19 protein-coding genes and 1 tRNA gene are annotated in these 20,318 nt (G+C 67.5%); 14 read left to right on the top strand and 6 right to left on the bottom strand.

From position 1 onward, the window contains the following. The first annotated feature begins 44 nt into the window (after positions 1 to 44). Entirely contained in the window at positions 45 to 1,412 is a 1,368-nt protein-coding gene (locus AXA74_RS11410; RefSeq protein ID WP_032979625.1) for an HdeD family acid-resistance protein, read from the top strand. 38 nt (positions 1,413 to 1,450) lie between these two features. Then, positions 1,451 to 2,434: an Lnb N-terminal periplasmic domain-containing protein gene (locus AXA74_RS11405; protein WP_048940380.1), complete on the top strand. Its 984-nt coding sequence runs from the start codon at positions 1,451 to 1,453 to the stop codon at positions 2,432 to 2,434. 8 nt (positions 2,435 to 2,442) lie between these two features. Here the strand turns inward: AXA74_RS11405 and AXA74_RS11400 are convergent. Next, positions 2,443 to 2,517: transfer RNA gene (locus AXA74_RS11400), tRNA-Arg, on the bottom strand. 203 nt (positions 2,518 to 2,720) lie between these two features. Between AXA74_RS11400 and AXA74_RS11395 the strand changes: the two genes are divergently transcribed. Further along, positions 2,721 to 3,605: a c-type cytochrome gene (locus AXA74_RS11395; protein ID WP_029577575.1), complete on the top strand. Its 885-nt coding sequence runs from the start codon at positions 2,721 to 2,723 to the stop codon at positions 3,603 to 3,605. A 93-nt stretch (positions 3,606 to 3,698) separates the two neighbouring features. On the opposite strand, the gene AXA74_RS11390 is transcribed toward AXA74_RS11395, so the two are convergent. From AXA74_RS11390 to AXA74_RS11375, 4 genes are all read right to left on the bottom strand, one after another. Next, complete coding sequence (locus tag AXA74_RS11390; RefSeq protein WP_029577576.1) at positions 3,699 to 5,213, bottom strand: 3-hydroxyacyl-CoA dehydrogenase; 1,515 nt, start codon at positions 5,211 to 5,213, stop codon at positions 3,699 to 3,701. Positions 5,214 to 5,240: 27 nt separating this feature from the next. Beyond that, a complete protein-coding gene (locus AXA74_RS11385) occupies positions 5,241 to 6,473 on the bottom strand; it encodes a CaiB/BaiF CoA transferase family protein (RefSeq protein WP_029577577.1) in 1,233 nt (410 codons plus the stop codon). Positions 6,474 to 6,583: 110 nt separating this feature from the next. After that, a complete protein-coding gene (locus tag AXA74_RS11380; RefSeq protein WP_029577578.1) occupies positions 6,584 to 7,732 on the bottom strand; it encodes an acyl-CoA dehydrogenase family protein in 1,149 nt (382 codons plus the stop codon). 5 nt (positions 7,733 to 7,737) lie between these two features. After that, positions 7,738 to 8,370 (bottom strand): TetR/AcrR family transcriptional regulator, encoded by a 633-nt coding sequence (locus AXA74_RS11375; protein ID WP_029577579.1) that lies wholly within the window; start codon positions 8,368 to 8,370, stop codon positions 7,738 to 7,740. A gap of 149 nt (positions 8,371 to 8,519) precedes the next feature. Between AXA74_RS11375 and AXA74_RS11370 the strand changes: the two genes are divergently transcribed. Both AXA74_RS11370 and AXA74_RS11365 read left to right on the top strand, forming a co-directional pair. Beyond that, a complete protein-coding gene (locus AXA74_RS11370; RefSeq protein WP_032957931.1) occupies positions 8,520 to 9,512 on the top strand; it encodes an NAD(P)H-dependent flavin oxidoreductase in 993 nt (330 codons plus the stop codon). Continuing rightward, positions 9,509 to 10,258 (top strand): enoyl-CoA hydratase-related protein, encoded by a 750-nt coding sequence (locus tag AXA74_RS11365; RefSeq protein WP_032957933.1) that lies wholly within the window; start codon positions 9,509 to 9,511, stop codon positions 10,256 to 10,258. The genes AXA74_RS11370 and AXA74_RS11365 overlap by 4 nt, the downstream gene beginning before the upstream one ends. Position 10,259: 1 nt before the next feature. Here AXA74_RS11365 and AXA74_RS11360 read toward each other — a convergent pair whose 3' ends face one another. Beyond that, positions 10,260 to 11,093 carry an enoyl-CoA hydratase/isomerase family protein gene (locus AXA74_RS11360; protein ID WP_032957942.1) on the bottom strand — a complete coding sequence of 278 codons (834 nt, stop codon included), beginning with the start codon at positions 11,091 to 11,093 and terminating at the stop codon, positions 10,260 to 10,262. A gap of 75 nt (positions 11,094 to 11,168) precedes the next feature. Here AXA74_RS11360 and AXA74_RS11355 point away from each other — a divergent pair, with 75 nt between their 5' ends. From AXA74_RS11355 to AXA74_RS11315, 9 genes are all read left to right on the top strand, one after another. Beyond that, positions 11,169 to 12,032, top strand: a complete 864-nt coding sequence (locus tag AXA74_RS11355) for an NAD(P)H-hydrate dehydratase (protein WP_032971643.1) — start codon at positions 11,169 to 11,171, stop codon at positions 12,030 to 12,032. 135 nt (positions 12,033 to 12,167) lie between these two features. Then, positions 12,168 to 12,401, top strand: a complete 234-nt coding sequence (locus AXA74_RS11350) for a hypothetical protein (RefSeq protein WP_029577583.1) — start codon at positions 12,168 to 12,170, stop codon at positions 12,399 to 12,401. A gap of 331 nt (positions 12,402 to 12,732) precedes the next feature. After that, positions 12,733 to 14,358, top strand: a complete 1,626-nt coding sequence (locus AXA74_RS11345; protein ID WP_029577584.1) for an ABC transporter substrate-binding protein — start codon at positions 12,733 to 12,735, stop codon at positions 14,356 to 14,358. A gap of 139 nt (positions 14,359 to 14,497) precedes the next feature. Beyond that, a complete protein-coding gene (locus AXA74_RS11340) occupies positions 14,498 to 15,457 on the top strand; it encodes a M14 family metallopeptidase (RefSeq protein ID WP_029577585.1) in 960 nt (319 codons plus the stop codon). A gap of 65 nt (positions 15,458 to 15,522) precedes the next feature. Then, positions 15,523 to 16,500, top strand: a complete 978-nt coding sequence (locus tag AXA74_RS11335; RefSeq protein WP_032957952.1) for an ABC transporter permease — start codon at positions 15,523 to 15,525, stop codon at positions 16,498 to 16,500. 7 nt (positions 16,501 to 16,507) lie between these two features. Beyond that, positions 16,508 to 17,428, top strand: a complete 921-nt coding sequence (locus AXA74_RS11330; RefSeq protein ID WP_029577587.1) for an ABC transporter permease — start codon at positions 16,508 to 16,510, stop codon at positions 17,426 to 17,428. Next, positions 17,425 to 18,402 carry an ABC transporter ATP-binding protein gene (locus tag AXA74_RS11325; protein WP_029577588.1) on the top strand — a complete coding sequence of 326 codons (978 nt, stop codon included), beginning with the start codon at positions 17,425 to 17,427 and terminating at the stop codon, positions 18,400 to 18,402. Before AXA74_RS11330 ends, AXA74_RS11325 begins: the two co-directional genes overlap by 4 nt. After that, positions 18,399 to 19,409, top strand: a complete 1,011-nt coding sequence (locus AXA74_RS11320) for an ABC transporter ATP-binding protein (RefSeq protein WP_029577589.1) — start codon at positions 18,399 to 18,401, stop codon at positions 19,407 to 19,409. Before AXA74_RS11325 ends, AXA74_RS11320 begins: the two co-directional genes overlap by 4 nt. 2 nt (positions 19,410 to 19,411) lie before the next feature. Continuing rightward, positions 19,412 to 20,317 (top strand): hydrolase, encoded by a 906-nt coding sequence (locus AXA74_RS11315; RefSeq protein WP_032979624.1) that lies wholly within the window; start codon positions 19,412 to 19,414, stop codon positions 20,315 to 20,317. Position 20,318: the final 1 nt, after the last annotated feature.

Genomic DNA, 20,318 nt, shown 5'->3' with positions numbered 1-20,318 from the left:
AATGCAGAGGCACGGGACACCGTGCCCGTCAGGACGGGGTGCTGATGGCAAATTTGATCTTGATCTTGCTTGGCGTGTCTTACCTGCAACGGCGTGCGCGGACGATACTGATCCTGGGCTGGGCCTTCCTGGTCTGCGGCATCGCGATATTCATCGACGCCCTCGACGACGCGCTCTATTTCCCCATCAATTTCTTCGCACTGCTTTTCGTGGTCGACGGCATCGCCACGCTGGTGATCGCGCAATCCGGCGTCGGCGGCCAGCGGGTTCTCCGTTACGCCAAAGGCTCGTTCACGCTCTTGGCCGGGATATTGATCCTGGCGGGCCATCATCATGGGCATTTCCTGCTCTCCATGATTTTCGGGCTGCTGTTCCTCGTGGACGGCCTGCTGCAATGCATCGCCTCCTACGTCGTGCGCTACCCGCGCTGGCGTTATGTCTTTGCCGCCGGCCTGGCCGAAATCGCCCTGGCGATCTTCTTCTTCCAGCCTTATCCGACGCACTATGTCGGCACCGTGCCGTACTGCCTTGGCCTGTTCTTGATCTTCTCCGGCCTGAAACTCCTGTCCCTGGGACGCCGGGTGAAAAACCTGGACGGCAATCCGGGGCTGGTCACCAACCCGCACCCTGAATTCATGCCCAGCAGCGAGGAAAAGGCCCGGCCAAAGCTGTTCGACGGCCCGCCGGCGGAGTCCGAGCGCGCGCTGACCGTCCACGTCTGGACACCCACGGGTTCAGCCAAGAACGATACGGTCCGCTACCCCGTGATAGACCGCTACATCGCCGCCGTGGACGTCAACGGCGTGGTGTCGACGGGGCACGCGGCCCTGGAGTCGCCGGAGGGCATCTACGTCAGCCTCTATCCCGCCCAGGAGATCGACCACTCGCCGGAACAATTCGGCACGCTGCTGCGCGCCACCGCGGACAACGATGTGGCGGGCGTCTTCCAGCCGGACTACCCGACCGAATCGAAAGCCTGGTGCCCCTCGACGGTGCAAGTGCGCATCCGCAATTACGACGCCGCGAAACTGGCCGCATTCTGGGCCGAGTACAGCAAGACCACCACCTACAACCTCACCCACCGCAACTGCTCCAGCTCCGTCTCGGCGGCCTTGGAAGCCGCCCTGGACGGGGTGGTCGGGCGGCTGCACGGCCCCTCGGCCGGCTGGGGCGTCATGCTGCGCCTCGTGCTGACGCCGGAGCTCTGGGTGGCATCGCAGATCCGCAAGCGCGCCGAGACCATGGCCTGGACGCCGGGCCTCACGCTGGACTATGCGCGCGCCCTCAGCATGCTCGCGGATCCCCGGCCCTTCGCCTGGTGGCGCATGGCGCAGGAAGCCATACGCCAGATCGCCGCCCTGCGGGCCAACTGGCGCAGCCAGGACCGCGCAGCGACCGAACGCGGCGCCTGAGCGCGGGCCGGCCCGCGCCATCCAGCCCAACTGGCATCATGGCCCTCGTCCTCGGTCTTGTGTTTCTGCTGGCGGGCGCCTGGGGCTGCCTGGCGCTCTGGTTCCGCCCGCCCTTCGAAGGCCGCGCCAGGCCGCTGGCACCGGCGGCCTGGGCCGTGTTCGCGCTGCTCGCCGTGGCGTCGATCGGGCGCTTTCCGGCGCTTGCCTGGGCCTTTGGCCTGGCCATCGCGGCCCTGCTGTCATGGTGGCTGTTCTGGGTGCGCCCCTCTCATGCGCGGCAATGGATGCCCGAAGTCGAAAGGCAGACCCATGGCGAGATCCACGGCCCCGTCGTGACCCTGCACAACGTGCGCGATTTCGCCTGGCGGTCGGCCACGGACTTTGAGGCGCGCTGGCTGTCCCGCAGCCACAATCTGGACGAACTGCAATCCGTCGATGTGGCGCTCTCGTACTGGGGCCGCAAGGCCATCGCGCACACCATGGTCTGCTTCGGTTTCCGCAATGGCGATTACACCGTCTTTTCCATCGAGATCCGGCGCAAGGTCGGAGACAGATTCTCGGAACTGGGAGGATTCTTTCGGCACTATGAACTCGCCGTCCTCGCCTCGACCGAGGAAGACAGCCTCAAGGTGCGGACCAATATCCGCGGCGAGGACGCCTATCTTTTCCGCGTGAAGATCCCGCAAAAAGACGCCGCGGCGCTTTTTCTTGCCTATGTCGACACCGCGAACAGCCTGCGCCGCCGGCCGCGTTTCTACAACACGCTCACGGCGAACTGCACGACCCTGGTCTATCAGCTGGTGGACCGCGTGATCCCGGGCATGCCCTTTGACTACCGCATCCTGCTGTCGGGCTATCTGCCGGAGTATCTGCACGCCCTCGGCGCCCTGGAAGGCAGCGCCAGCATCGAAGACCGGCGGCGGGCGGGGCGTTTCACGGATCGGGCGCGCGCCGTGGGCGAGGCCGAGGATTTCTCAAGCAAGATCCGCGAAGGGCTGCCTGGCAGCGCGCCAGGCCTTTGAAGTGATTGTGGCGCGCCCGACAGGAATCGAACCTGTATCAAGAGCTTCGGAAACTCTCATTCTATCCATTGAACTACGGGCACAGCGCGGCACTATTGTACCCATTTTTGCGGTCCCTGTTCGGGGCTTACCCGAATTCGGATTTCGTCCCCGATTGCCGTTATATAATCCAGCGTTTATTGCAGGTCGGGGAGTTTGTTCTTGCCCCGGCCTTCCTCGTAGTTGCGTTGAGTTGTCGTGTCAGTCTGATTCCGCCACCTGGCGTTCCGATTAGCAGGATTAGGATATGAGCAACGAGCAGGATCACATCGAAGAACATTCATCTCCCATCAAGACGCCCCGTCAGTTGATCGTCACGGTCGTGCTGGCCTTCGTCGTCCCCATCCTCATCATCATCCTGCTGGTCAACATGGTCGTCTCGAACACCAAGGTTGGCGCAGGCTCCGATACTCTCTCGGAAGAAGCCATCAACAAGCGCATCGCGCCCGTGGCCGGTTTCCAGCTGGTCGACGCCAATGCGCCGCGCGTCTACAAGACGGGCGACCAGGTCTTTGCCGCGGTCTGTACGGCCTGTCATACCGCCGGCGTGGCCGGCGCGCCCAAGGTGGGCGACAACGCGGCCTGGGCGCCTTTCATACAGGCCGGCTTTGACGCCATGCTCAATGTGGCGCTGCACGGCAAGGGCGGCATGCCGGCCAAGGGCGGCAATCCGGCCCTGAGCGACTTCGAAGTCGCGCGCGCCGTGGTCTACATGGCCAACAAGTCGGGCGGCAACCTGCCCGAGCCGGCCGAACCCAAGGAAGAAAAGAAAGCAGAAGCCGCCGCGCCTGCTGCCGCCGCCCCCGCCGCGGCTCCCGCGGCTCCGGCCACGCCGCCGCCTGCGGCGGCCGCGCCGGCCGCTCCCGCGCCGGCACAAGCAGCCGCGACCAATCCAGCCGGCGAGAAGCTCTACAAGAGCACCTGCTTCGCCTGCCACGGCACGGGTGTGGCCAATGCGCCCAAGTTCGGCGACAAGGCCGCCTGGGCCCCTTATGTGGCCACCGGCATCGACACCATGGTCAAGGTGGCCCTCACCGGCAAGGGCGCGATGCCGCCCAAGGGCGGCGCGGCCAATGCCTCGGAAGAAGATATCCGCGCCGCGGTCGAATACATGGTCAACGCGGCCAAATAGCGCCGTCCGGCTCCACCGGCCGGCGGCGTGAGTGACACCCAAAAAATATCGGCCCCTGGGGGCCGATATTTTTTTGCCTGGTGCTGGCGCCGATCAGGCTTGCGCCAGGGGCAGGCCGAGCTGCACGCGGCGCTGCAGCCACAGGCTGGGACGGTAGCGCGGGTCGCCGGTGACGCGCTCCATATTGCGCAAGATCTCCAGGATGCGCGCCGCGCCCAGCGCGTCGCCCATGGCCAGCGGGCCCTTGGGATAACCCAGGCCGAGGTTCACGGCCTGGTCGATGTCGCCGGGCGTGGCGATATGCTGCTGGGCGATGTCGCAGGCGATGTTGACGATGGTCGCCACCACGCGCTGAGCGATGAAGCCGGGCGAATCCTCGATGACGCTGACGGCCACGCCGTCCTTGGCGAACAAAGCGTGGGCAGCGTCGCGCCAGCGCGCCGTGGTCGCCGGCGACGTCATCACGGTGCGGCGGCGGCTGGCGGCGAAGTCATGCAGCACATCCAGGCCCACCGTGCGCGTGCCGTCCAGGCCCTGGCCAGCCACGCAGCTGGACACATCCTCGCCCAGGGGCGTGACGACCAGCAGCGCGTCGGCCGGCGCGGCGTCGGCCTGCACCACCTCGGCGCCCAGCTGCCGCAGCAAGGCCTGGGCACGCGCCTGGCCGTCGGCGTGCGCCGCGCTGACCCAGACGCGCAGGCCCTGCGGCAGGGCCGGCACGGCGGGTTCGGCCGGCACTTGTTTCTGGCCATCCTGGTAGACGTAGAACCCTTCGCCGGCCTTGCGGCCCAGCAGGCCGCCTGCCAGGCGCACCGTCGTGATGGGCGAGGGGCGGAAGCGCGGCTCGTCGAAGAACTGGCCGTAGATGGACTCCATCACCGGATGCGACACATCCAGGCCGGTCAGGTCCATCAGCTCGAAGGGCCCCATGCGAAAGCCCGCCTGCTCGCGCATGATGGCGTCGATCTGGTCGAACGGCGCCACCGCTTCCTGGGCCGCGCGCAGGCCCTCGGTGTTCATGCCGCGGCCGGCGTGATTGACGATGAAGCCCGGCATATCCTTGGCGCGCACGGGCGTGTGGCCCATGCGGCGCGCCAGGGCGGCCAGGGCATCGCCGACGGCCGGCGCGCTGCGCAGGCCGTCGATAACCTCGACCACCTTCATGAGCGGCACCGGATTGAAAAAGTGGAAACCCGCCACGCGCCCAGGCCGTTGGCAGGCCGCCGCGATCGCGGTGATGGACAGCGAAGACGTGTTGGAGGCCAGGATGCAGTCCGGCCCCACGATGGATTCCAGCTGCGAGAACAGGTCGCGCTTGACGTCCAGGCGCTCGACGATGGCTTCGACCACGAGCTGGCAGTCCGCCAGATCGGCCAGGGCCTGGGCGGGCTGGATATGATCCAGGGCCGCCTTGACGGCTTCGGCGCTCATCTTGCCCTTCTGGGCCAGTTTGTCCCAGGTCTGGGCCAGGGCGTCACGGGCGGCGGCCACGGCGGCGGCATTGTTGTCATACAGGCGGACCTTGATGCCCGCCTGGGCCGCGATCTGCGCGATGCCCCGTCCCATGGCCCCGGCGCCAACCACGCCAAGGATCTGAATATCAGCCATCTGTCTCTCCTGCTTTCTTGATCGTCGTTAGTCCGCCGCGCCTTGGGCCAGCGCCTGGATTTCTTCATCGGACAGGCCCAGGCGTTCGCTCAGGATCTGCCGGGTGTGCTCGCCCAGCATGGGCGCCGGACGGCGGTACTCCACCGGGGTGTCCGAGAGCTTGAGCGGACTGGCGGCGATGGGCACCGAGCCGGCCAGGGCGTGCGGCAGCTCGCGCTTCATGCCGCGCGCCAGCACCTGCGGGTCTTCGTAGACCTGGTCCAGCGTATTGATGGGGCCGGCGGGCACGCCGGCGGCCTCCAGTTCGGCCAGCCAGGTGTCGCGCGCGCCGGTGGCCATGCGCTCGGCCAGCAGCGGCACCAGCGCGTCGCGGTTGCGCACGCGCTGCGGATTGGTGGCGTAGCGCGGATCATCGGCCAGTTCGGGCAGGCCGACCACGCGGCAATAGTTGCGGAACTGCCCGTCGTTGCCCACGGCCACGATGAGATGGCCGTCGGCGGCGGCGAAGACCTGGTAGGGCACCAGGTTCTGGTGGGCATTGCCCGCGCGCTGAGGCGCCTTGCCCGAGGTCATGAAATTGAGGTTCTGGTTGGCCAGCATGGCCACCTGGCAGTCCAGCAGGGCCATGTCGATATGCTGGCCCAGGCCGCTGCGCTCGCGCTCGATGATGGCGGCCAGGATGCCGACGGTGGAGTACATGCCGGTCATCAGGTCGGCCACGGCCACGCCGGCCTTCTGCGGACCGCCGCCGGGCAGGTCGTCGCGCTCGCCGGTGATGCTCATCAGCCCGCCCATGCCCTGGATCATGAAGTCATAGCCCGGACGGCTGGCGTAGGGTCCGGTCTGGCCGAAGCCGGTGATGGAGCAATAGATGATGCGCGGATTGATGGCCTTCAGGCTCTCGTAGTCCAGCCCGTACTTGCGCAGGCCGCCCACCTTGAAGTTCTCCACCACGATGTCGCACTGCTTGGCCAGCTCGCGCACGAGCTCGGCGCCGCGCGGGCTGGCGATGTCCAGCGCCACCGAGAACTTATTGCGGTTGGCCGACAGGTAGTAGGCCGCCTCGCTGGTATTTTCGCCGGCGGCGTTCTTCAGGTAGGGAGGGCCCCAGGCGCGCGTGTCGTCGCCCGCGCCGGGGCGCTCGATCTTGATCACTTCGGCGCCGAGATCGGCCAGGTTCTGGGTGCACCAGGGACCGGCAAGCACGCGGGTGAGATCCAGCACACGGATGCCGGCCAGGGGAGCGGTACGTTGCGACATGGTTTTGCTTGAAGTAAGACGTCGGGAAGCTGGCATATTAGCCCCAGCCGCCCGGGGTTGTTTTCCGTTTTGTGCACGATCTTGTGCGGCGCGCGCACAAGATCGCCGCCTCAGGCATAGGCCTTGAGCGTCTCGCGCGCGATGACCAGCTGCTGGATCTGGGTCGTGCCCTCGAAAATGCGGAACAGGCGCACGTCGCGGTAAAAGCGCTCGACCGCGTACTCGGCCATATAGCCGGCGCCGCCGTGGATCTGCACCGCGCGGTCGGCCACCCGGCCGACCATTTCGGTGGAGAACATCTTGGCGCAAGCCGCCTCCATGGTGGTGTTCTCGCCCCGGTCGCGCTTGGCGGCCGCATCCAGCACCATGCAGCGCGCCGCGTACAGCTCGGCCTGGCTGTCGGCCAGCATGGCCTGCACCAGCTGGAACTCGGCGATGGGCTTGCCGAATTGCTGGCGCTCCAGCGCATAGCGGGCGGCATCGCGCACCAGCCGCTCGGCGATGCCGACGCACAGCGCGGCGATATGCAGCCGGCCCTTGTCCAGCACGCGCATGGCGGTGCGGAAACCCGTGCCCTCCTGCTCGCCCAGCAGGGTGCTGGCCGGCACGCGGCAATTGTCGAAGACCACGTCGCAGGTCAGCGCGCCGGCCTGGCCCATTTTCTTGTCGGGCTTGCCCAGCGTCAGGCCGGGCGTGCCGGCCTCGACCAGGAAGCAGGAGATGGAATCGGCGCGGCGCTCGGGCGCGGTGCGCGCCATGACGGAGAACAAGCCGGCGATGGGCGCGTTGGTGATGAAGCGCTTGGTGCCGTTCAGGATGTAATGATCGCCGTCGCGCGTGGCCGTGGTGCGCAAGGCCATGGCGTCGGAGCCCGCGTCGGGTTCGGTGAGGGCGAAAGCGCCGATCAGTTCGCCGCTGGCCAGGCGGGGCAGGTAGGCGGCGCGCTGCGCCTCCGATCCCGCCAGCACGATGGCTTGCGAACCGATCCCGATATTGGTGCCCGCCAGCGAGCGGAAAGCCGGCGAGGTCTGGCCCAGCTCGAACACCACCTTGACCTCTTCTTCCATGGTCAGGCCCAGGCCGCCATGCTCGGGCGCGATCGACAGCCCGAACAGGCCCAGCTCGCGCATTTCGGTCACGATGTCATCGGGAATCTGGCCGGTGTGCGCAAGCGCTTCCTCGGCCGGCACCAGGCGCTCGGTCACGAAGCGGCGCACGGCGTCCAGCAACAGGGTCAGGGTTTCTTGGTCCAGTGCCATGGGGTTTACCTCGGTTCGTTCTCAGGGCGGCAAAGGCCGCCGGTAATCAAGTCAAAATAATCTTGCGCGATGGCGCGGGCGGTCTGCCCCTGGCCGGGCTTGTACCAGCGCACCATCCAGTTGAGCAGGGACAACACGGCACGCCCGGTGGCGGCGACCTCGCGCGCGCGGAATACGCCCTCATCCACCCCTTCGGACAGGATGGCGCGCAGCAAGGCCTCGTAGCGGTCGCGCAGCCGCGCGGCGTCGGCCTGCTCGGGCAGGGCCATGCCCGAATATCCGATCAGCATGGTGACGAACTGGTCGTGGTGCGCCTCGAAGTAATCCGCATGCGCCAGCATGAAAGCGCGCAGCCGCGCATAGGCGCCGGTCTCGCTATCGCAGGCGCGGGTCACCGCGGCCAGCAGGCCGCCGAGCACCTCCAGAATGATGGCGTCGTAGATGTCCTGCTTGGTGGGGTAATAGTGATAAATGGCCGCCTTGGACACGCCGATGGACGTCGCCAGGTCGGCGATCGAACTGCCTTCATAGCCGCTCTGGGCAAACAGGGCGGCGGCGGCCTCGAGGATGCGCTCGCGCGGGGCGGCCAGGGTCGGCGGACGGCCGGCGCGGCGGGCCGGGGGGGCAGAAACAGGCATGGCGAAAGACAGGCGGGACGTGTTTACTGGAGAACCTGCATTGACAGCGATTTACCGCATGCCGTTAAATGGATTCAATTAATTACCGGACGACCGGTAGGTAATTATAGACACGGCTTTCGCAACGCTCAATATCATCGGAAACCCTCATGAACGCCCGAGACACCGCCGCGCCCCATCCCGTGGTCGCCGATCTGTATGGCCAGATGCATTTGCCCGTCATCTGCTCGCCCATGTTCATCGTGTCCAACCCCGGCCTGGTGCTGGCGCAATGCACCAGCGGCGTGATGGGCGCGTTTCCGGCGCTGAACGCGCGCCCCCAGAGCCTGCTGGCGGACTGGCTGGCCGAAGTCGAGGCCGGCCTGGCCGCCTACCGCCAGGCCCATCCGCAAGCCCGCGTCGCGCCCTATGCGGTCAACCAGATCATCCACCAATCCAACGACCGCTTGGAACAGGACCTGTCTGAGTGCGCTCGGCACCGCGTGCCCTACATCATTACCAGCCTGCGCGCGCCAGGCGACCTGGTGGCCGGCATCCACGCCTGGGGCGGCAAGGTTTTTCATGACGTCACCACCATCCGCCATGCCGAGAAGGCCCTGGAGGCCGGCGTCGACGGCCTCATCCTGGTGGCCGCGGGCGCCGGCGGCCACGCCGGCACGCTCAGCCCCTTCGCACTGCTGGCCGAGGTGCGGCGCTTCTATGACGGCCCCATCGTCCTGTCCGGGGCCATCGCCAGCGGCGCGGGCGTCCTGGCCGCGCTGGCCATGGGCGCGGACTTCGCCTATATGGGCACGCGCTTTATCGCCAGCCGCGAAGCCAATGCCAGCGAAGCCTATAAACAGGCCCTGGTGCAGGCCAGCGCCGGCGACATTCTCTATACGCCCTTCTTCACCGGCATCCCCGGCAACTACCTGAAGGCCAGCATCATCAACGCCGGCCTGGACCCGGCCAATCTGCCCGCGCCGCAGGCCGAGGCCTCCAACTTCGGCACCACGCGCGCCAAGCCCTGGAAGGACATTTGGGGCGCCGGCCAGGGCGTGGGCAGCATCGCGGACGTGCGGCCCGCCGCCGACATCGTGGCCCAGCTGCGCGGCGAGTTCGAGGCGGCGCGGGCGCGCCTGGCCGCCAGGGCCTTCGCATGAGCGGCCCGGTGCTGGCTAGCCGCGACGGCGGCATCCTCACGCTGACCCTGAATCGCCCCGAGCGCCGCAATGCGCTGGACGCGGCCAGCTATTTCGCCTTGGCCGAGGCCTTGCGCGCCGCGCATGACGACCTGGAAGTGGGCGCCGTGGTGCTGACCGGCGCGGGCGGCCATTTCACGGCCGGCAATGATTTGCGCGATTTCCAGGCCGGACGGCCGGCCGGCGACAGCCCCGGCCTGCAGTTCCTGCGCGCCCTGGTGGATTGCGATGCGCCGGTGGTCGCCGCCGTCGAGGGCCATGCCATCGGCATCGGCGTGACGCTGCTACAGCATTGCGACTTCGTCTATGCCGGCCGCGACGCCGCGCTGCGCCTGCCTTTCCTGGCGCTGGGCCTGTGTCCGGAGGGCGGCTCCAGCCAGGTGCTGGCCCGGATGGCCGGCGCCCGGCGCGCCGCCGAGTGGCTGCTGCTGGGCGAGGCCTTCGGCGCCGACGCGGCGCGCGAGGCCGGGCTGGTCAGCCAGGTCACCGAACCCGGACAGGCTTTGGCCCATGCCCAGGCCACGGCCGCCCGCCTGGCGGCCCAGCCGCGGCAAGCCCTGCGGGTATCCAAGGCGCTCATGCGCGGACCGCAGCGTCCCGCGCTGCACGCCACCCTGGACCGGGAAGCCGAGCAGTTCGGCCAGCGGCTGGCCAGCGCTGAAGCCCAGGCCGCCTTCGCCCGTTTCTTCGCGCCCCGGGAGGCCTGAATCAAAAGGGCGAATCGGGCTTGAAATCGGGCGCCCGGCGTTCACGCAGCGACTGTATGCCTTCGCGCACGTCGGGCCCGGCAAAGCCCATGAACTCCAGGGCCAGCGACGTATCGAAACTCGGCCCGGCCTGGCGCAGCCAGTTGTTCAGGGCGTACTTGGTCCAGCGGATGGCGGTCTGCGACCCCCGCGCCAGACGCAGGGCGACCTCGAAGGCGCGCTCGATCAGCTGCGGCTCATCCACGCACAGCGACACCAGGCCGATGCGCTCGGCCTCCTCGCCGCTGACCGTCTCGCAAAGCAACAGGTAGTACTTGGCCTTGGCCATGCCGCACAACAGCGGCCAGACAATGGCGGCGTGGTCGCCCGCGGCCACGCCCAGGCGGGTATGGCCATCGATGATGCGGGCGTCGCGCGCGGCGATGGAGACATCGGCCAGCAGGCCCGCCACCAACCCGGCGCCCACGGCCGCCCCATGCATGGCCGAAACCACGGGCTTGTTGCAATTGATGATGTTGTAGACCAGGTCGCGCGCCTCGCGCCAGACGCGCGCGCGGACCTCGAAGTCATCGGCCATCTGCTGCACCAGGTCCAGATCGCCGCCGCCGGAAAAGCCCTTGCCCTCGCCGCGAATGAGCACCACCCGGGTCTCGGGATCGGTGTCGATGTCGCGCCAGATATCGGCCAGCTCGCGATGCAGCCGGTGGTCGGCGGTCGAAAGCTTGCCGCTGGCGTCCTTGGCGCCCATGATCAGCTCCAGCACGCCCTCGGGGTGGCGGCGCAGCTTGAGGGATTGATAGCCTGCGTAGTGGGCGAGCGTTGCGTCGGTGCTCATCATCGTCTCCGGTTGGCGCGGCGATGCGCGCGGTTTTTGGGCACTATAGTGGAAAGCCGTCTTCCAGGAACCGCCATGCCCGCCTCGCCCCCCGACCTCATCGACCGCAGCCAGTTTCCCGCCTTGTTCTCGCCCCGGCCGGTCGACAGCAACAAGGGCAGCTTCGGCAGCCTGGGCGTGCTGGGCGGCGGCCCGGGCATGACGGGCGCGGCCTTGCTGGCCGCGCGCGCCGCGCTCAAGCTGGGCGCCGGCAAGGTGCTGGTGGGGCTGGCCCAGGATCCCTGTCCGCTGGCCTGCGACCCGCAGCAGCCTGAACTCATGGTGCGCGAGGCGCACGATCTGCTCTCCAGCGGCCCCGCCCTGACGGCCTGGACGGCCGGCTGCGGCATCGGCACCTCGGCGCTGGCGGCCAATGCGCTGTCCGAACTCTTCCAGCGGCGGCGCAACGCGCCGCTGGTGCTGGATGCCGATGGCCTGAACCTGCTGGCCAGCGGCGGCATCCGGCCCAGCTGGGGGCAGGGCAGCGTGGTGCTCACGCCGCACCCGGCCGAAGCCGCCCGCCTGCTGGGCCGTAGCACCGCCCAGGTGCAGGACGACCGCCCCGCCGCCGCGCGCGAGCTGGCGCGGCGCTACGGCGCCTGGGTCGTGCTCAAGGGCGCGGGCAGCCTGGTCTGCGCCCCGGACGGCACTTGCCGGCGCAACCCCACCGGCAACCCCGGCCTGGCCAGCGCCGGCACGGGCGACGTCCTGGCCGGCATGCTGGGCTCGCTGCTGGCCCAGGCGCTGCCGCCCGAGCAGGCGGTCGCCGCCGCCGTCTGGCTGCATGGCGCGGCAGCCGACGCGCTGGTCGCCCAGGGCATCGGCCCCATCGGCCTGACCGCGGGCGAACTGGCCGACGCCGCCCGGGCCGTCCGCAACGGGCGTCTCGCAAGCCCCTGATTCGCAGGGCATTTCGGCCCAGACAGGTTTATTTACAACATACCTAGGGTTTCCCCTAGGTTTTTGTTGCATTGCACCTAGGGTTATCCCTATAATGGTTTTCACCTAGTCAAGAAATGACGATTGGAGCAAACCATGAGCGACCTGACCCTGAATCAAAACGCCCGCATGACCGATTCGCTGGAGCGTGATCTGCTGCGCGGCGCTATGGAAGATCAATCCGCCCTGCACCCCGTTGCCGCCATCAAGCGCGTGGCCGCCGGCCTCGGCCGCGGCGTCGCCGGCTTCTTCGCCTTCGTGGACGAAGTCAACGAATCCATGAACCGCGCCCGCGCCCAAAGCGCCAACTACACCGGTTCGCAGTGGTAAGCGCGTGAAGCGGCACGGCGCCCGAACGGGCCGTGCCGTCCCCTGACGGCGCCGGCCTCCCCCTCCCTCTCCTCCGGCGCTGTCGGCGTCGCGCCCGGCCTGCAAGGCGGGCGCGATGCTTTTCTTCCCATCCCTCCGCTCAACATACCGGGACCCGCCTCGCGGGCCGGGGCGCGGCCGTTCCTGACAGCGACGGCCCCGCCCTCGCCGCAAACCCTCTGACGCAGCGCAATAAATCCCCGCCCGGGCCCGGCGCGGGTAGGACCGAACGTTGACAATGCCGGTAGCGACTATCAATAATCGCGGCCTTATATACCCGGAGTTGTCCAACATGAAGTCTCGCCTCCTCGCGACCGCCCTGACGGCGGGCCTGCTGGCCGCCCCTGGCGGCGCCGCACTGGCCCAGACGCTGAAAATCGCCCTGTCGTCGGAACCGACCTCGGCCGACCCCCACTATCACAAGCAAACGCAGAATGACGCTTTCTCGGCTCATGTCTACGATTCGCTGGTGGGCCGCGATGCGAACATGAAGCTCAAGCCCGCGCTGGCCACGTCCTGGAAGAACCTGGACGACCTGACCTGGGAATTCAAGCTGCGCGACGACGTCAAGTTCTCCAACGGCAAGCCCTTCACCTCCGAGGACGTGCTGTTCACCATCTGCCGTACGCTGAACAACGAGACCAATATCTCGCAGTCGTACATGGACATGACCAAGCGCATCGCCGACGTGCAGACGCCGGATGCGCACACCGTGATCATCAAGACCGCCGAGCCGCTGCCCCTGCTGCCGGCCGAACTGGCGCGCGGCCTGCCCATCATCTGGAACGGCATCGTCGAGCACGGCAAGCTCAGCTTCGATCCCAAGGCGGGCTGCGGCGTGACCGGCAAGTGGCCCACCGTGGCGGATTTCAACAATGGCAAGGACGCCATCGGCACCGGCCCCTATTTGTTGAAGTCCTATGTCAAGGGCACGGGCATCGAGCTGACGCGCAATGACAATTACTGGGGCGAAAAGCCGGCCTGGAAGGAAGTGAAGTTCGTGCCGGTGCCCAATGCCGGCCCGCGCCTGACCGGCCTGCTCTCGGGCGACTTCGATGTCATCGAGAACCCCGCGGCGCGCGACCTGCAGCGCATCAAGAACAACCCGCAGTACGGCTATGTCGCCACCCCGTCCACGCGGCTGGTCTTCTTCCAGCCGGACGTGGGCCGCAGCACCAGCCCCTTCGTCAAGGCGGCAGACGGCAAGAACCCGCTGCAGGACCTGCGCGTGCGCCGCGCCATCTCCATGGCCATCGACCGCAAGACCATCGTGGCCCGCATCATGGACGGCCTGGCCACCCCGGCCTACCAATACATGCCCGACGGCATGTTCGGCGGCCTGCCCAACGCCCCCGAGATCAAGTACGACCCCGAGGGCGCCAAGAAACTGCTCGCCGAAGCCGGCTATCCCAATGGCTTCGAGATGACCATCTCGACCACCAACGACCGCTACGTCAATGACGGCCAGATCGCGCAGGCCGTGGCCCAGTATCTGTCGCGCGTGGGCATCAAGGCCAATGTCGATGCCATGACGGCCTCGATCTACTTCCCCAAGCGCGCCAAGCGCGAGTTCAGCTTCTCGATCGGCGGCTGGCCCTCTGAAGTCGGCGAAGCCTCGGGCCTGTTCCAGCTGTGGGTCGCCTCGCTGGATTCGCCCAAGAGCCTGGGCACCAGCAATTACGGCGGTTTCTCCAACGCCGATTTCGACAAGGTTTATCTGCAGGCCATCGTGACGGTCGATCCGGCCAAGCGCGAGAAGCTGCTGCAGCAATCCACGCAGATCGCCCTGGATAACGTGCCGCTCATCCCGCTGCACTTCGAAAGCAGCATCTGGGCCTTCCGCAAGGGCCTGGTCTACGAAGGCCGCCGGGACCAGTACACGCTGGCCATGTCGGTCAAGCCGGCCGACAAGAAGTAGACTGCCATGACCCGGGTACGGTATCCCCGCCAGGGACCCTGACCCGCCCGAGGGCGTCGCCGCAGGCGGCGCCCTTGTTCCTTTCTGGAAGGACAGATTTGTAACCCCTATACAATCTGCCCCGCGTTCCGGAGTTGCCATGTCCCTGCTTCCTACTAGACCCTTCGATTTAGCTCGTCCTCGGCTGGACGACGAGCGCGTCGGCAACACCGGCACGCCAGGTGTCTGGCACTTTGATTCGGGGCTGCCGGGCAGGCGGGTCCTGCTCACCGCCCTGATCCACGGCAATGAGCTGTGCGGCGCCTGGGCCTTGAAGACGCTGCTGGCCAGCGGCCTGGCGCCGCGGCGCGGCAGCCTCACCCTGGCCTTCTGCAATCTGGCGGCCTTCGACCGTTTCGATCCGGCCGACCATGCCCGCTCGCGTTTCGTGGACGAAGACATGAACCGCGTCTGGAGCGCCGACAAGCTGGCCGAGGGCGACAGCCAGGAGCGCCGCCGCGCGCGCGAGCTGCTGCCCTGGGTGGAGCGGGCCGACTGGCTGCTGGACTTCCATTCCATGAGCAATGCCGACGAGCCGCTGCAACTGAGCGGCCTGGCGCCGCGCAATATCGCGCTGGCCCGCGCGCTGGGCAATCCCGCTTATATCGTGTCCGATGCGGGGCACGCGGCCGGCGTGCGGCTGCGCGACTACGGCCGCTTCGCCCCCGACGGCGATCCGCAGACCCGCTCGCTGCTCATCGAATGCGGTTTCCATGGCGCGACGGCCAGCGCCGCCGTGGCCCTGGACATCATGGCGCGCTTCCTGCTGGCCTCCGAGATCGTGGAGGCGGCGGATGTGCCGGCCAAATGGCTGCGGCCGGCCGCCGGCGCGCCGCAAGCCCTGCGCGTGACCGACGCGGTCGCCGCGCGCAGCACCGACTTCCGTTTCGCGCAGGCCTGGAAAGGCCTGGAGAAACTGCCCCAGGCCGGCACCGTGATCGGCTGGTCCGAAGGCGAACCGGTGACCACGCCCTATGACAACTGCGTGCTCATCATGCCCTCGCTGGCCAATCTGCGGCCCGGGGTGACTGTTGTACGGCTGGCCCGGCCGCTGACCTGAAACCGGGCATGCGATCGCCCCACCCGGGCGCATCTTTTCATTGAGACCACCAAGGAAATCGAAACGTGGCCTTGTTTATCCTTCGCAGGCTGATCCAGAGCCTGTTTGTCCTGCTGGCGGTATCGCTGGTCGTCTTCCTGGCGGTCTACGCCGTGGGCGACCCGATCGAACTGCTGGTCAGCCCCGAAGCCAGCATGGAAGCGCGCCAGGCAATGATCACGCGCCTGGGCCTGGACCTGCCGGTCTGGCAACAGTATGCGCACTTCCTGTGGCGCGCCCTGCACGGCGACCTCGGCAACTCCTTCGTGCACGGCATTCCCGCCATCGAGCTCATCGTCCAGCGCATTCCCGCCACCTTCGAGCTGGTGCTGGTGGCCATCACGCTGACCTGTGTGATCGGCATCCCGCTGGGCCTGGTGGCGGGCCTGTACCGCGACGAGCCGCTGGGCCGCGGCATCATGGCCACCTCGGTGCTGGGCTTTTCCCTGCCCAACTTCTGGCAGGGCATGATGCTCATCCTGCTATTCTCGGTCTGGCTGGGCTGGCTGCCGGCCTCCGGGCGCGGCCCCACGGTCAATGTGCTGGGCGTGCCTTTCTCCATCTTCACGGCCGAAGGCTGGTCGCATGTGATCATGCCCGCCATCAACCTGGGCCTGGCCAATATCGCCCTGGTGCTGCGCCTGACGGCCAGCGGCGTGGTCGAGGCCCGGTCGCAGGAGTATGTGAAATTCGCGCGGGCCAAGGGCATCAAGCCCGGCCGCATCGTGCGCCGCCATATCCTGCGCAACATCCTGATCCCCGTGGTGACGGTGATCGGCATGGAGTTCGGCCACCTGATCGCCTACTCCACCATCACCGAGACCGTGTTCGCCTGGCCGGGCATGGGCAAGCTGCTGATCGACAGCGTCTACCAGCTGGACCGCCCCGTCGTGGTGGCCTATGTGATGCTGGTCACGCTGATCTTCGTCATCATCAACCTCATCGTCGACATCCTGTACGCCGCGCTCGATCCGCGCGTGCAGCTGGTCGCTCCCGCTCAATAGGTCCGCCATGGCAACATCCTCCAGCAATGGCCGCACGCGCACGGTTGCGCCCCTGGCCGACACGCCGCGCCGCGCCCAGATCCTGAAAAAGCTGCGCAGCCGCCCGACCCTGCGCGGCTCGGCGCTCGCACTGTTCATCCTCATCGCCATCGTGCTGCTGGCGCCTTTCTTCGCGCCGCAGAATCCCTACGACCTGGCCAGCCTCAACCTGCTGGACGGCCGCCTGCCGCCGCGCTCGCCCATGATGGACGGGGGTTTTTACTGGCTGGGCACCGATGACCAGGGGCGCGACATGCTCAGCGCCATCCTGTATGGCCTGCGCATCAGCCTCTTCGTGGGCCTGACCGCCGTCGTGCTGGCCACGGCCATCGGCAGCCTGGTGGGCCTGGTGGCCGCCTATGCCGGCGGCATCGTGGACGCCGTCCTGATGCGGGTGGTCGATTTCATCCTGGGCTTTCCGACCATCCTGGTGGCCCTGGTGCTTCTGGCCATGATGGGCCGCGGCGTGGACAAGGTGATCCTGGCGCTGGTGATCGTGCAATGGGCGCACTATGCACGCATCATGCGCGGCCGCGCACTCCAGGAGCGGCGCAAGGAATACGTGGAAGCCGCCGCCAACCTGGGCTTCCCGGCCTGGCGCATCATGCTGTTCCACCTGCTGCCCAACTGCCTGGGGCCGGTGATGGTGTTCGCCACCATCCAGATCGCCAACGCCATCGTGCTGGAAGCCACGCTGTCCTTCCTGGGCGTGGGCGTGCCGGTGACCGAACCTTCGCTGGGCCTGCTGATCGCCAACGGTTTCCAGTACCTGCTCTCGGGCGACTACTGGATCAGCCTCTTCCCGGGCCTGGCCCTGCTGATCCTCATCCTCACCATCAATATCGTGGGCGACCGCCTGCGCGAAAGCCTGGATCCGCGACGAGCATGAACGATACCCTTCTCGAAGTGCGCGGACTGCGCACCGCTTTTCATACCGAGGCCGGCGCCTGGCCGGCCGTCGACGGCGTGGACCTCACCGTCAAGCGCGGCGAGATCGTCGGCCTGGTGGGCGAGTCGGGTTCCGGCAAATCGGTCACCGGCTTCTCCCTGCTGGGGCTGATCGACCCGCCCGGCGAAGTCGTCGAGGGCGAGATCCGCTTCAAGGGCACGGACCTGCGCAAGCTGGGCGAAGAGCAGATGCGCCAGCTGCGCGGCAACCGCATCGCCATGATCTTCCAGGATCCGCTCATGACGCTGAACCCGGTGCTCAAGGTCGGCGAGCAGATGCTGGAGGCCATCCTCACGCACGAGAATGTGCCCCGGCAACAGGCGCTGGAGCGCTGCCGCGAAGCGCTGGCCATGGTGGGCATCCCCTCGCCCGAAAAGCGTCTGAACGCCTATCCGCACGAATTCTCCGGCGGCATGCGCCAGCGCGTGGCCATCGCCATCGCCATGCTCAACCGGCCCGACCTCATCATCTGTGACGAGCCGACCACGGCGCTGGATGTGACCATCCAGGGCCAGATCCTTTACCGCATGCAGGAGATCTGCCGCGAACACCAGACCGCGCTCATCTGGATCACGCACGACCTGGGCGTCGTGGCCGAACTGGCCGACAAGGTGGCCGTCATGTACGCCGGCCGCATCGTCGAGGCCGGCCCGGTCAATGATGTGCTGGACTCGCCGCGCCATCCCTACACGCGCGGCCTGCTGGACTCCATGCCGGCGCAGTCCCAGCCGGGCAGCCGCCTGCACCAGATCAATGGCATGGCGCCCAGCCTGTCGGCACGCCCGTCGGGCTGTGCCTTCCGGCCGCGCTGCCCGAATGTGATCCCCCGCTGCACCGAGCAGCCTCCCGCCGCCACCCATGAAGGGCCGCGCAGCTTCCGCTGCTATGTGCCGATTGCCCGCGAGGCCGCATGACCCAAGCCGACACTCCCGTTATCGAACTGCGCGACGTCCACAAGCGCTTTGAGAGCCGTCCCGATATCGCGCAGCGCATCCTCTCCCTGGCCGGCCGGCCCATGGACCGGCGCACCGTGCACGCCGTCAATGGCGTGTCGCTGTCGGTGGCGCGCGGCGAAGTCGTGGGCCTGGTGGGCGAATCCGGCTGCGGCAAGTCCACGCTGGGCCGCGTGGTGGCCGGCCTGCACCGCCAGAGTTCGGGCGAGCTCTATTACCAAGGACGCGATGTCGGCGGCCTGCAGGGCGCCGACAAGCTGGCGTATACGCTGGGCGTGCAGATGATCTTCCAGGATCCGCAAGCCTCGCTCAACCCGCGCCAGCGCTTGCGCCAGATCCTGGGCGAGGCGCTGAAGGTCCATCGGCTCGCGCCCGCCGCGGAAATCCCCGCGCGCGTGGACCGCGCCCTGGCCGAAGTGGGCCTGGACCGCGAGTATCGCGACCGCTTCCCGCATCAGATTTCCGGCGGGCAACGCCAGCGCATCGGCATCGCGCGAGCCTTGCTGGTCGCGCCCAAGTTCCTGGTCTGCGACGAGCCCGTGGCCGCGCTGGACGTCTCCATCCAGGCGCAGGTCATCAATCTCTTCATGGACCTGCGCGAACAGCATGGCTTCACTTATCTGTTCATCAGCCATGACCTGGGCGTGGTGCGGCATATCTCCGACCGGGTGGCCATCATGTACCTGGGCAAGATCGTCGAACAGGCCAAGGCCTCGGAGATCTTCGCCCGTCCCAACCACCCCTATACCCAGGCCCTCATGGCCGAGGTGCCCGATGTGGAGCGGCGCGGGCGCAAATTCACGCCCATCCGCGGCGAGATTCCCTCGCCGCTGAACCCGCCCTCCGGCTGTACCTTCCATCCGCGCTGCCCGCATGCGATGCCGCGCTGCAAGGAAGAAGCCCCCGTGCTCAAGACCATCGCGCCGGGCCATGTCTCGGCCTGCCATCTCAACGACAACGCCGCCTGATCATGAAACCCTCCGAACTGAGCAACGCCGAACGCATGGCCATCGAACTGGGCCATGCCGGACGCAACTGCTTTCCCTATATCGACGACGACCGCAACGCCGACCGTCCGTTCACGCTGAACACCTACCGGCCCTATGGCTACACGCCTCAAGACCCGGTGGTCATCGTCCAGCATGGCGTGCTGCGCAACGGCGACGACTATCGCGATTTCTGGATCCCCGCGGCCGACAAGCATCGCCTGCTCATCATCGCGCCGACTTTTTCCAACGAGATCTGGCCCGGCGTCGAGAGCTACAACAACGGCCGCGTCTTCACCGCCGCGGGCAACCCGCGCCACATCGACGGCTGGACCTATGCCCTGGTGGGCCGCGTACTCAAGGACCTCGCCGCCTCCGAGATCTCGGCCTGCAAGCCGGTCTACCTGTTCGGCCATTCGGCGGGCGGCCAGTTCGTGCATCGCCTCATGAGCAGCCAGCCCTCGGAAGCCTATGCGGGTGTCATCGCCGGCAACCCCGGCTGGTATACCCTGCCCACGCTGGACCTGCGCTATCCCGAAGGCATGGGCGGCGTCGGCCTGACGGAGCAGCACCTGGCACGCCTCCTGGCCTATCCCATGATCATCCTGGCCGGCGACCAGGACACCGCCACCGACGATCCCAGCCTGCCCAGCCAGCCCGAGGCCTTGCGCCAGGGGCCGCACCGCTATGCGCGCGCCCAGCATTACTTCGAGGCCGGCCGCAAGGAAGCCGAACGCCGGGGCCTGCCTTTCGGCTGGCGCTTGCAGACCGTGCCCGGAATCGGCCATGATGGACGCGCCATGTCCGCCGTGGCCGCGCATCTCTGGTTCGACGGCGGCATGCCCGACGCCGCGACGCTGGCCGCCCTGGCCGGCAACCACACCGCCTGAA

The organism is Bordetella hinzii LMG 13501, from assembly GCF_001548475.1.
GTDB lineage: Bacteria > Pseudomonadota > Gammaproteobacteria > Burkholderiales > Burkholderiaceae_B > Bordetella > Bordetella hinzii.
The sequence above is the reverse complement of the archived record's forward strand: the minus strand, read 5'-3'. Positions and strand labels throughout refer to the sequence as shown.

What these genes read in the sequence shown, in the direction of transcription:
- AXA74_RS11410 (WP_032979625.1), top strand. Translation starts at nt 45, where the DNA reads ATGGCAAATTTGATCTTGATCTTGCTTGGCGTGTCTTACCTGCAACGG.
- AXA74_RS11405 (WP_048940380.1), top strand. Translation starts at nt 1,451, where the DNA reads ATGGCCCTCGTCCTCGGTCTTGTGTTTCTGCTGGCGGGCGCCTGGGGC.
- AXA74_RS11395 (WP_029577575.1), top strand. Translation starts at nt 2,721, where the DNA reads ATGAGCAACGAGCAGGATCACATCGAAGAACATTCATCTCCCATCAAG.
- AXA74_RS11390 (WP_029577576.1), bottom strand. Translation starts at nt 5,213, where the DNA reads ATGGCTGATATTCAGATCCTTGGCGTGGTTGGCGCCGGGGCCATGGGA.
- AXA74_RS11385 (WP_029577577.1), bottom strand. Translation starts at nt 6,473, where the DNA reads ATGTCGCAACGTACCGCTCCCCTGGCCGGCATCCGTGTGCTGGATCTC.
- AXA74_RS11380 (WP_029577578.1), bottom strand. Translation starts at nt 7,732, where the DNA reads ATGGCACTGGACCAAGAAACCCTGACCCTGTTGCTGGACGCCGTGCGC.
- AXA74_RS11375 (WP_029577579.1), bottom strand. Translation starts at nt 8,370, where the DNA reads ATGCCTGTTTCTGCCCCCCCGGCCCGCCGCGCCGGCCGTCCGCCGACC.
- AXA74_RS11370 (WP_032957931.1), top strand. Translation starts at nt 8,520, where the DNA reads ATGAACGCCCGAGACACCGCCGCGCCCCATCCCGTGGTCGCCGATCTG.
- AXA74_RS11365 (WP_032957933.1), top strand. Translation starts at nt 9,509, where the DNA reads ATGAGCGGCCCGGTGCTGGCTAGCCGCGACGGCGGCATCCTCACGCTG.
- AXA74_RS11360 (WP_032957942.1), bottom strand. Translation starts at nt 11,093, where the DNA reads ATGAGCACCGACGCAACGCTCGCCCACTACGCAGGCTATCAATCCCTC.
- AXA74_RS11355 (WP_032971643.1), top strand. Translation starts at nt 11,169, where the DNA reads ATGCCCGCCTCGCCCCCCGACCTCATCGACCGCAGCCAGTTTCCCGCC.
- AXA74_RS11350 (WP_029577583.1), top strand. Translation starts at nt 12,168, where the DNA reads ATGAGCGACCTGACCCTGAATCAAAACGCCCGCATGACCGATTCGCTG.
- AXA74_RS11345 (WP_029577584.1), top strand. Translation starts at nt 12,733, where the DNA reads ATGAAGTCTCGCCTCCTCGCGACCGCCCTGACGGCGGGCCTGCTGGCC.
- AXA74_RS11340 (WP_029577585.1), top strand. Translation starts at nt 14,498, where the DNA reads ATGTCCCTGCTTCCTACTAGACCCTTCGATTTAGCTCGTCCTCGGCTG.
- AXA74_RS11330 (WP_029577587.1), top strand. Translation starts at nt 16,508, where the DNA reads ATGGCAACATCCTCCAGCAATGGCCGCACGCGCACGGTTGCGCCCCTG.
- AXA74_RS11325 (WP_029577588.1), top strand. Translation starts at nt 17,425, where the DNA reads ATGAACGATACCCTTCTCGAAGTGCGCGGACTGCGCACCGCTTTTCAT.
- AXA74_RS11320 (WP_029577589.1), top strand. Translation starts at nt 18,399, where the DNA reads ATGACCCAAGCCGACACTCCCGTTATCGAACTGCGCGACGTCCACAAG.
- AXA74_RS11315 (WP_032979624.1), top strand. Translation starts at nt 19,412, where the DNA reads ATGAAACCCTCCGAACTGAGCAACGCCGAACGCATGGCCATCGAACTG.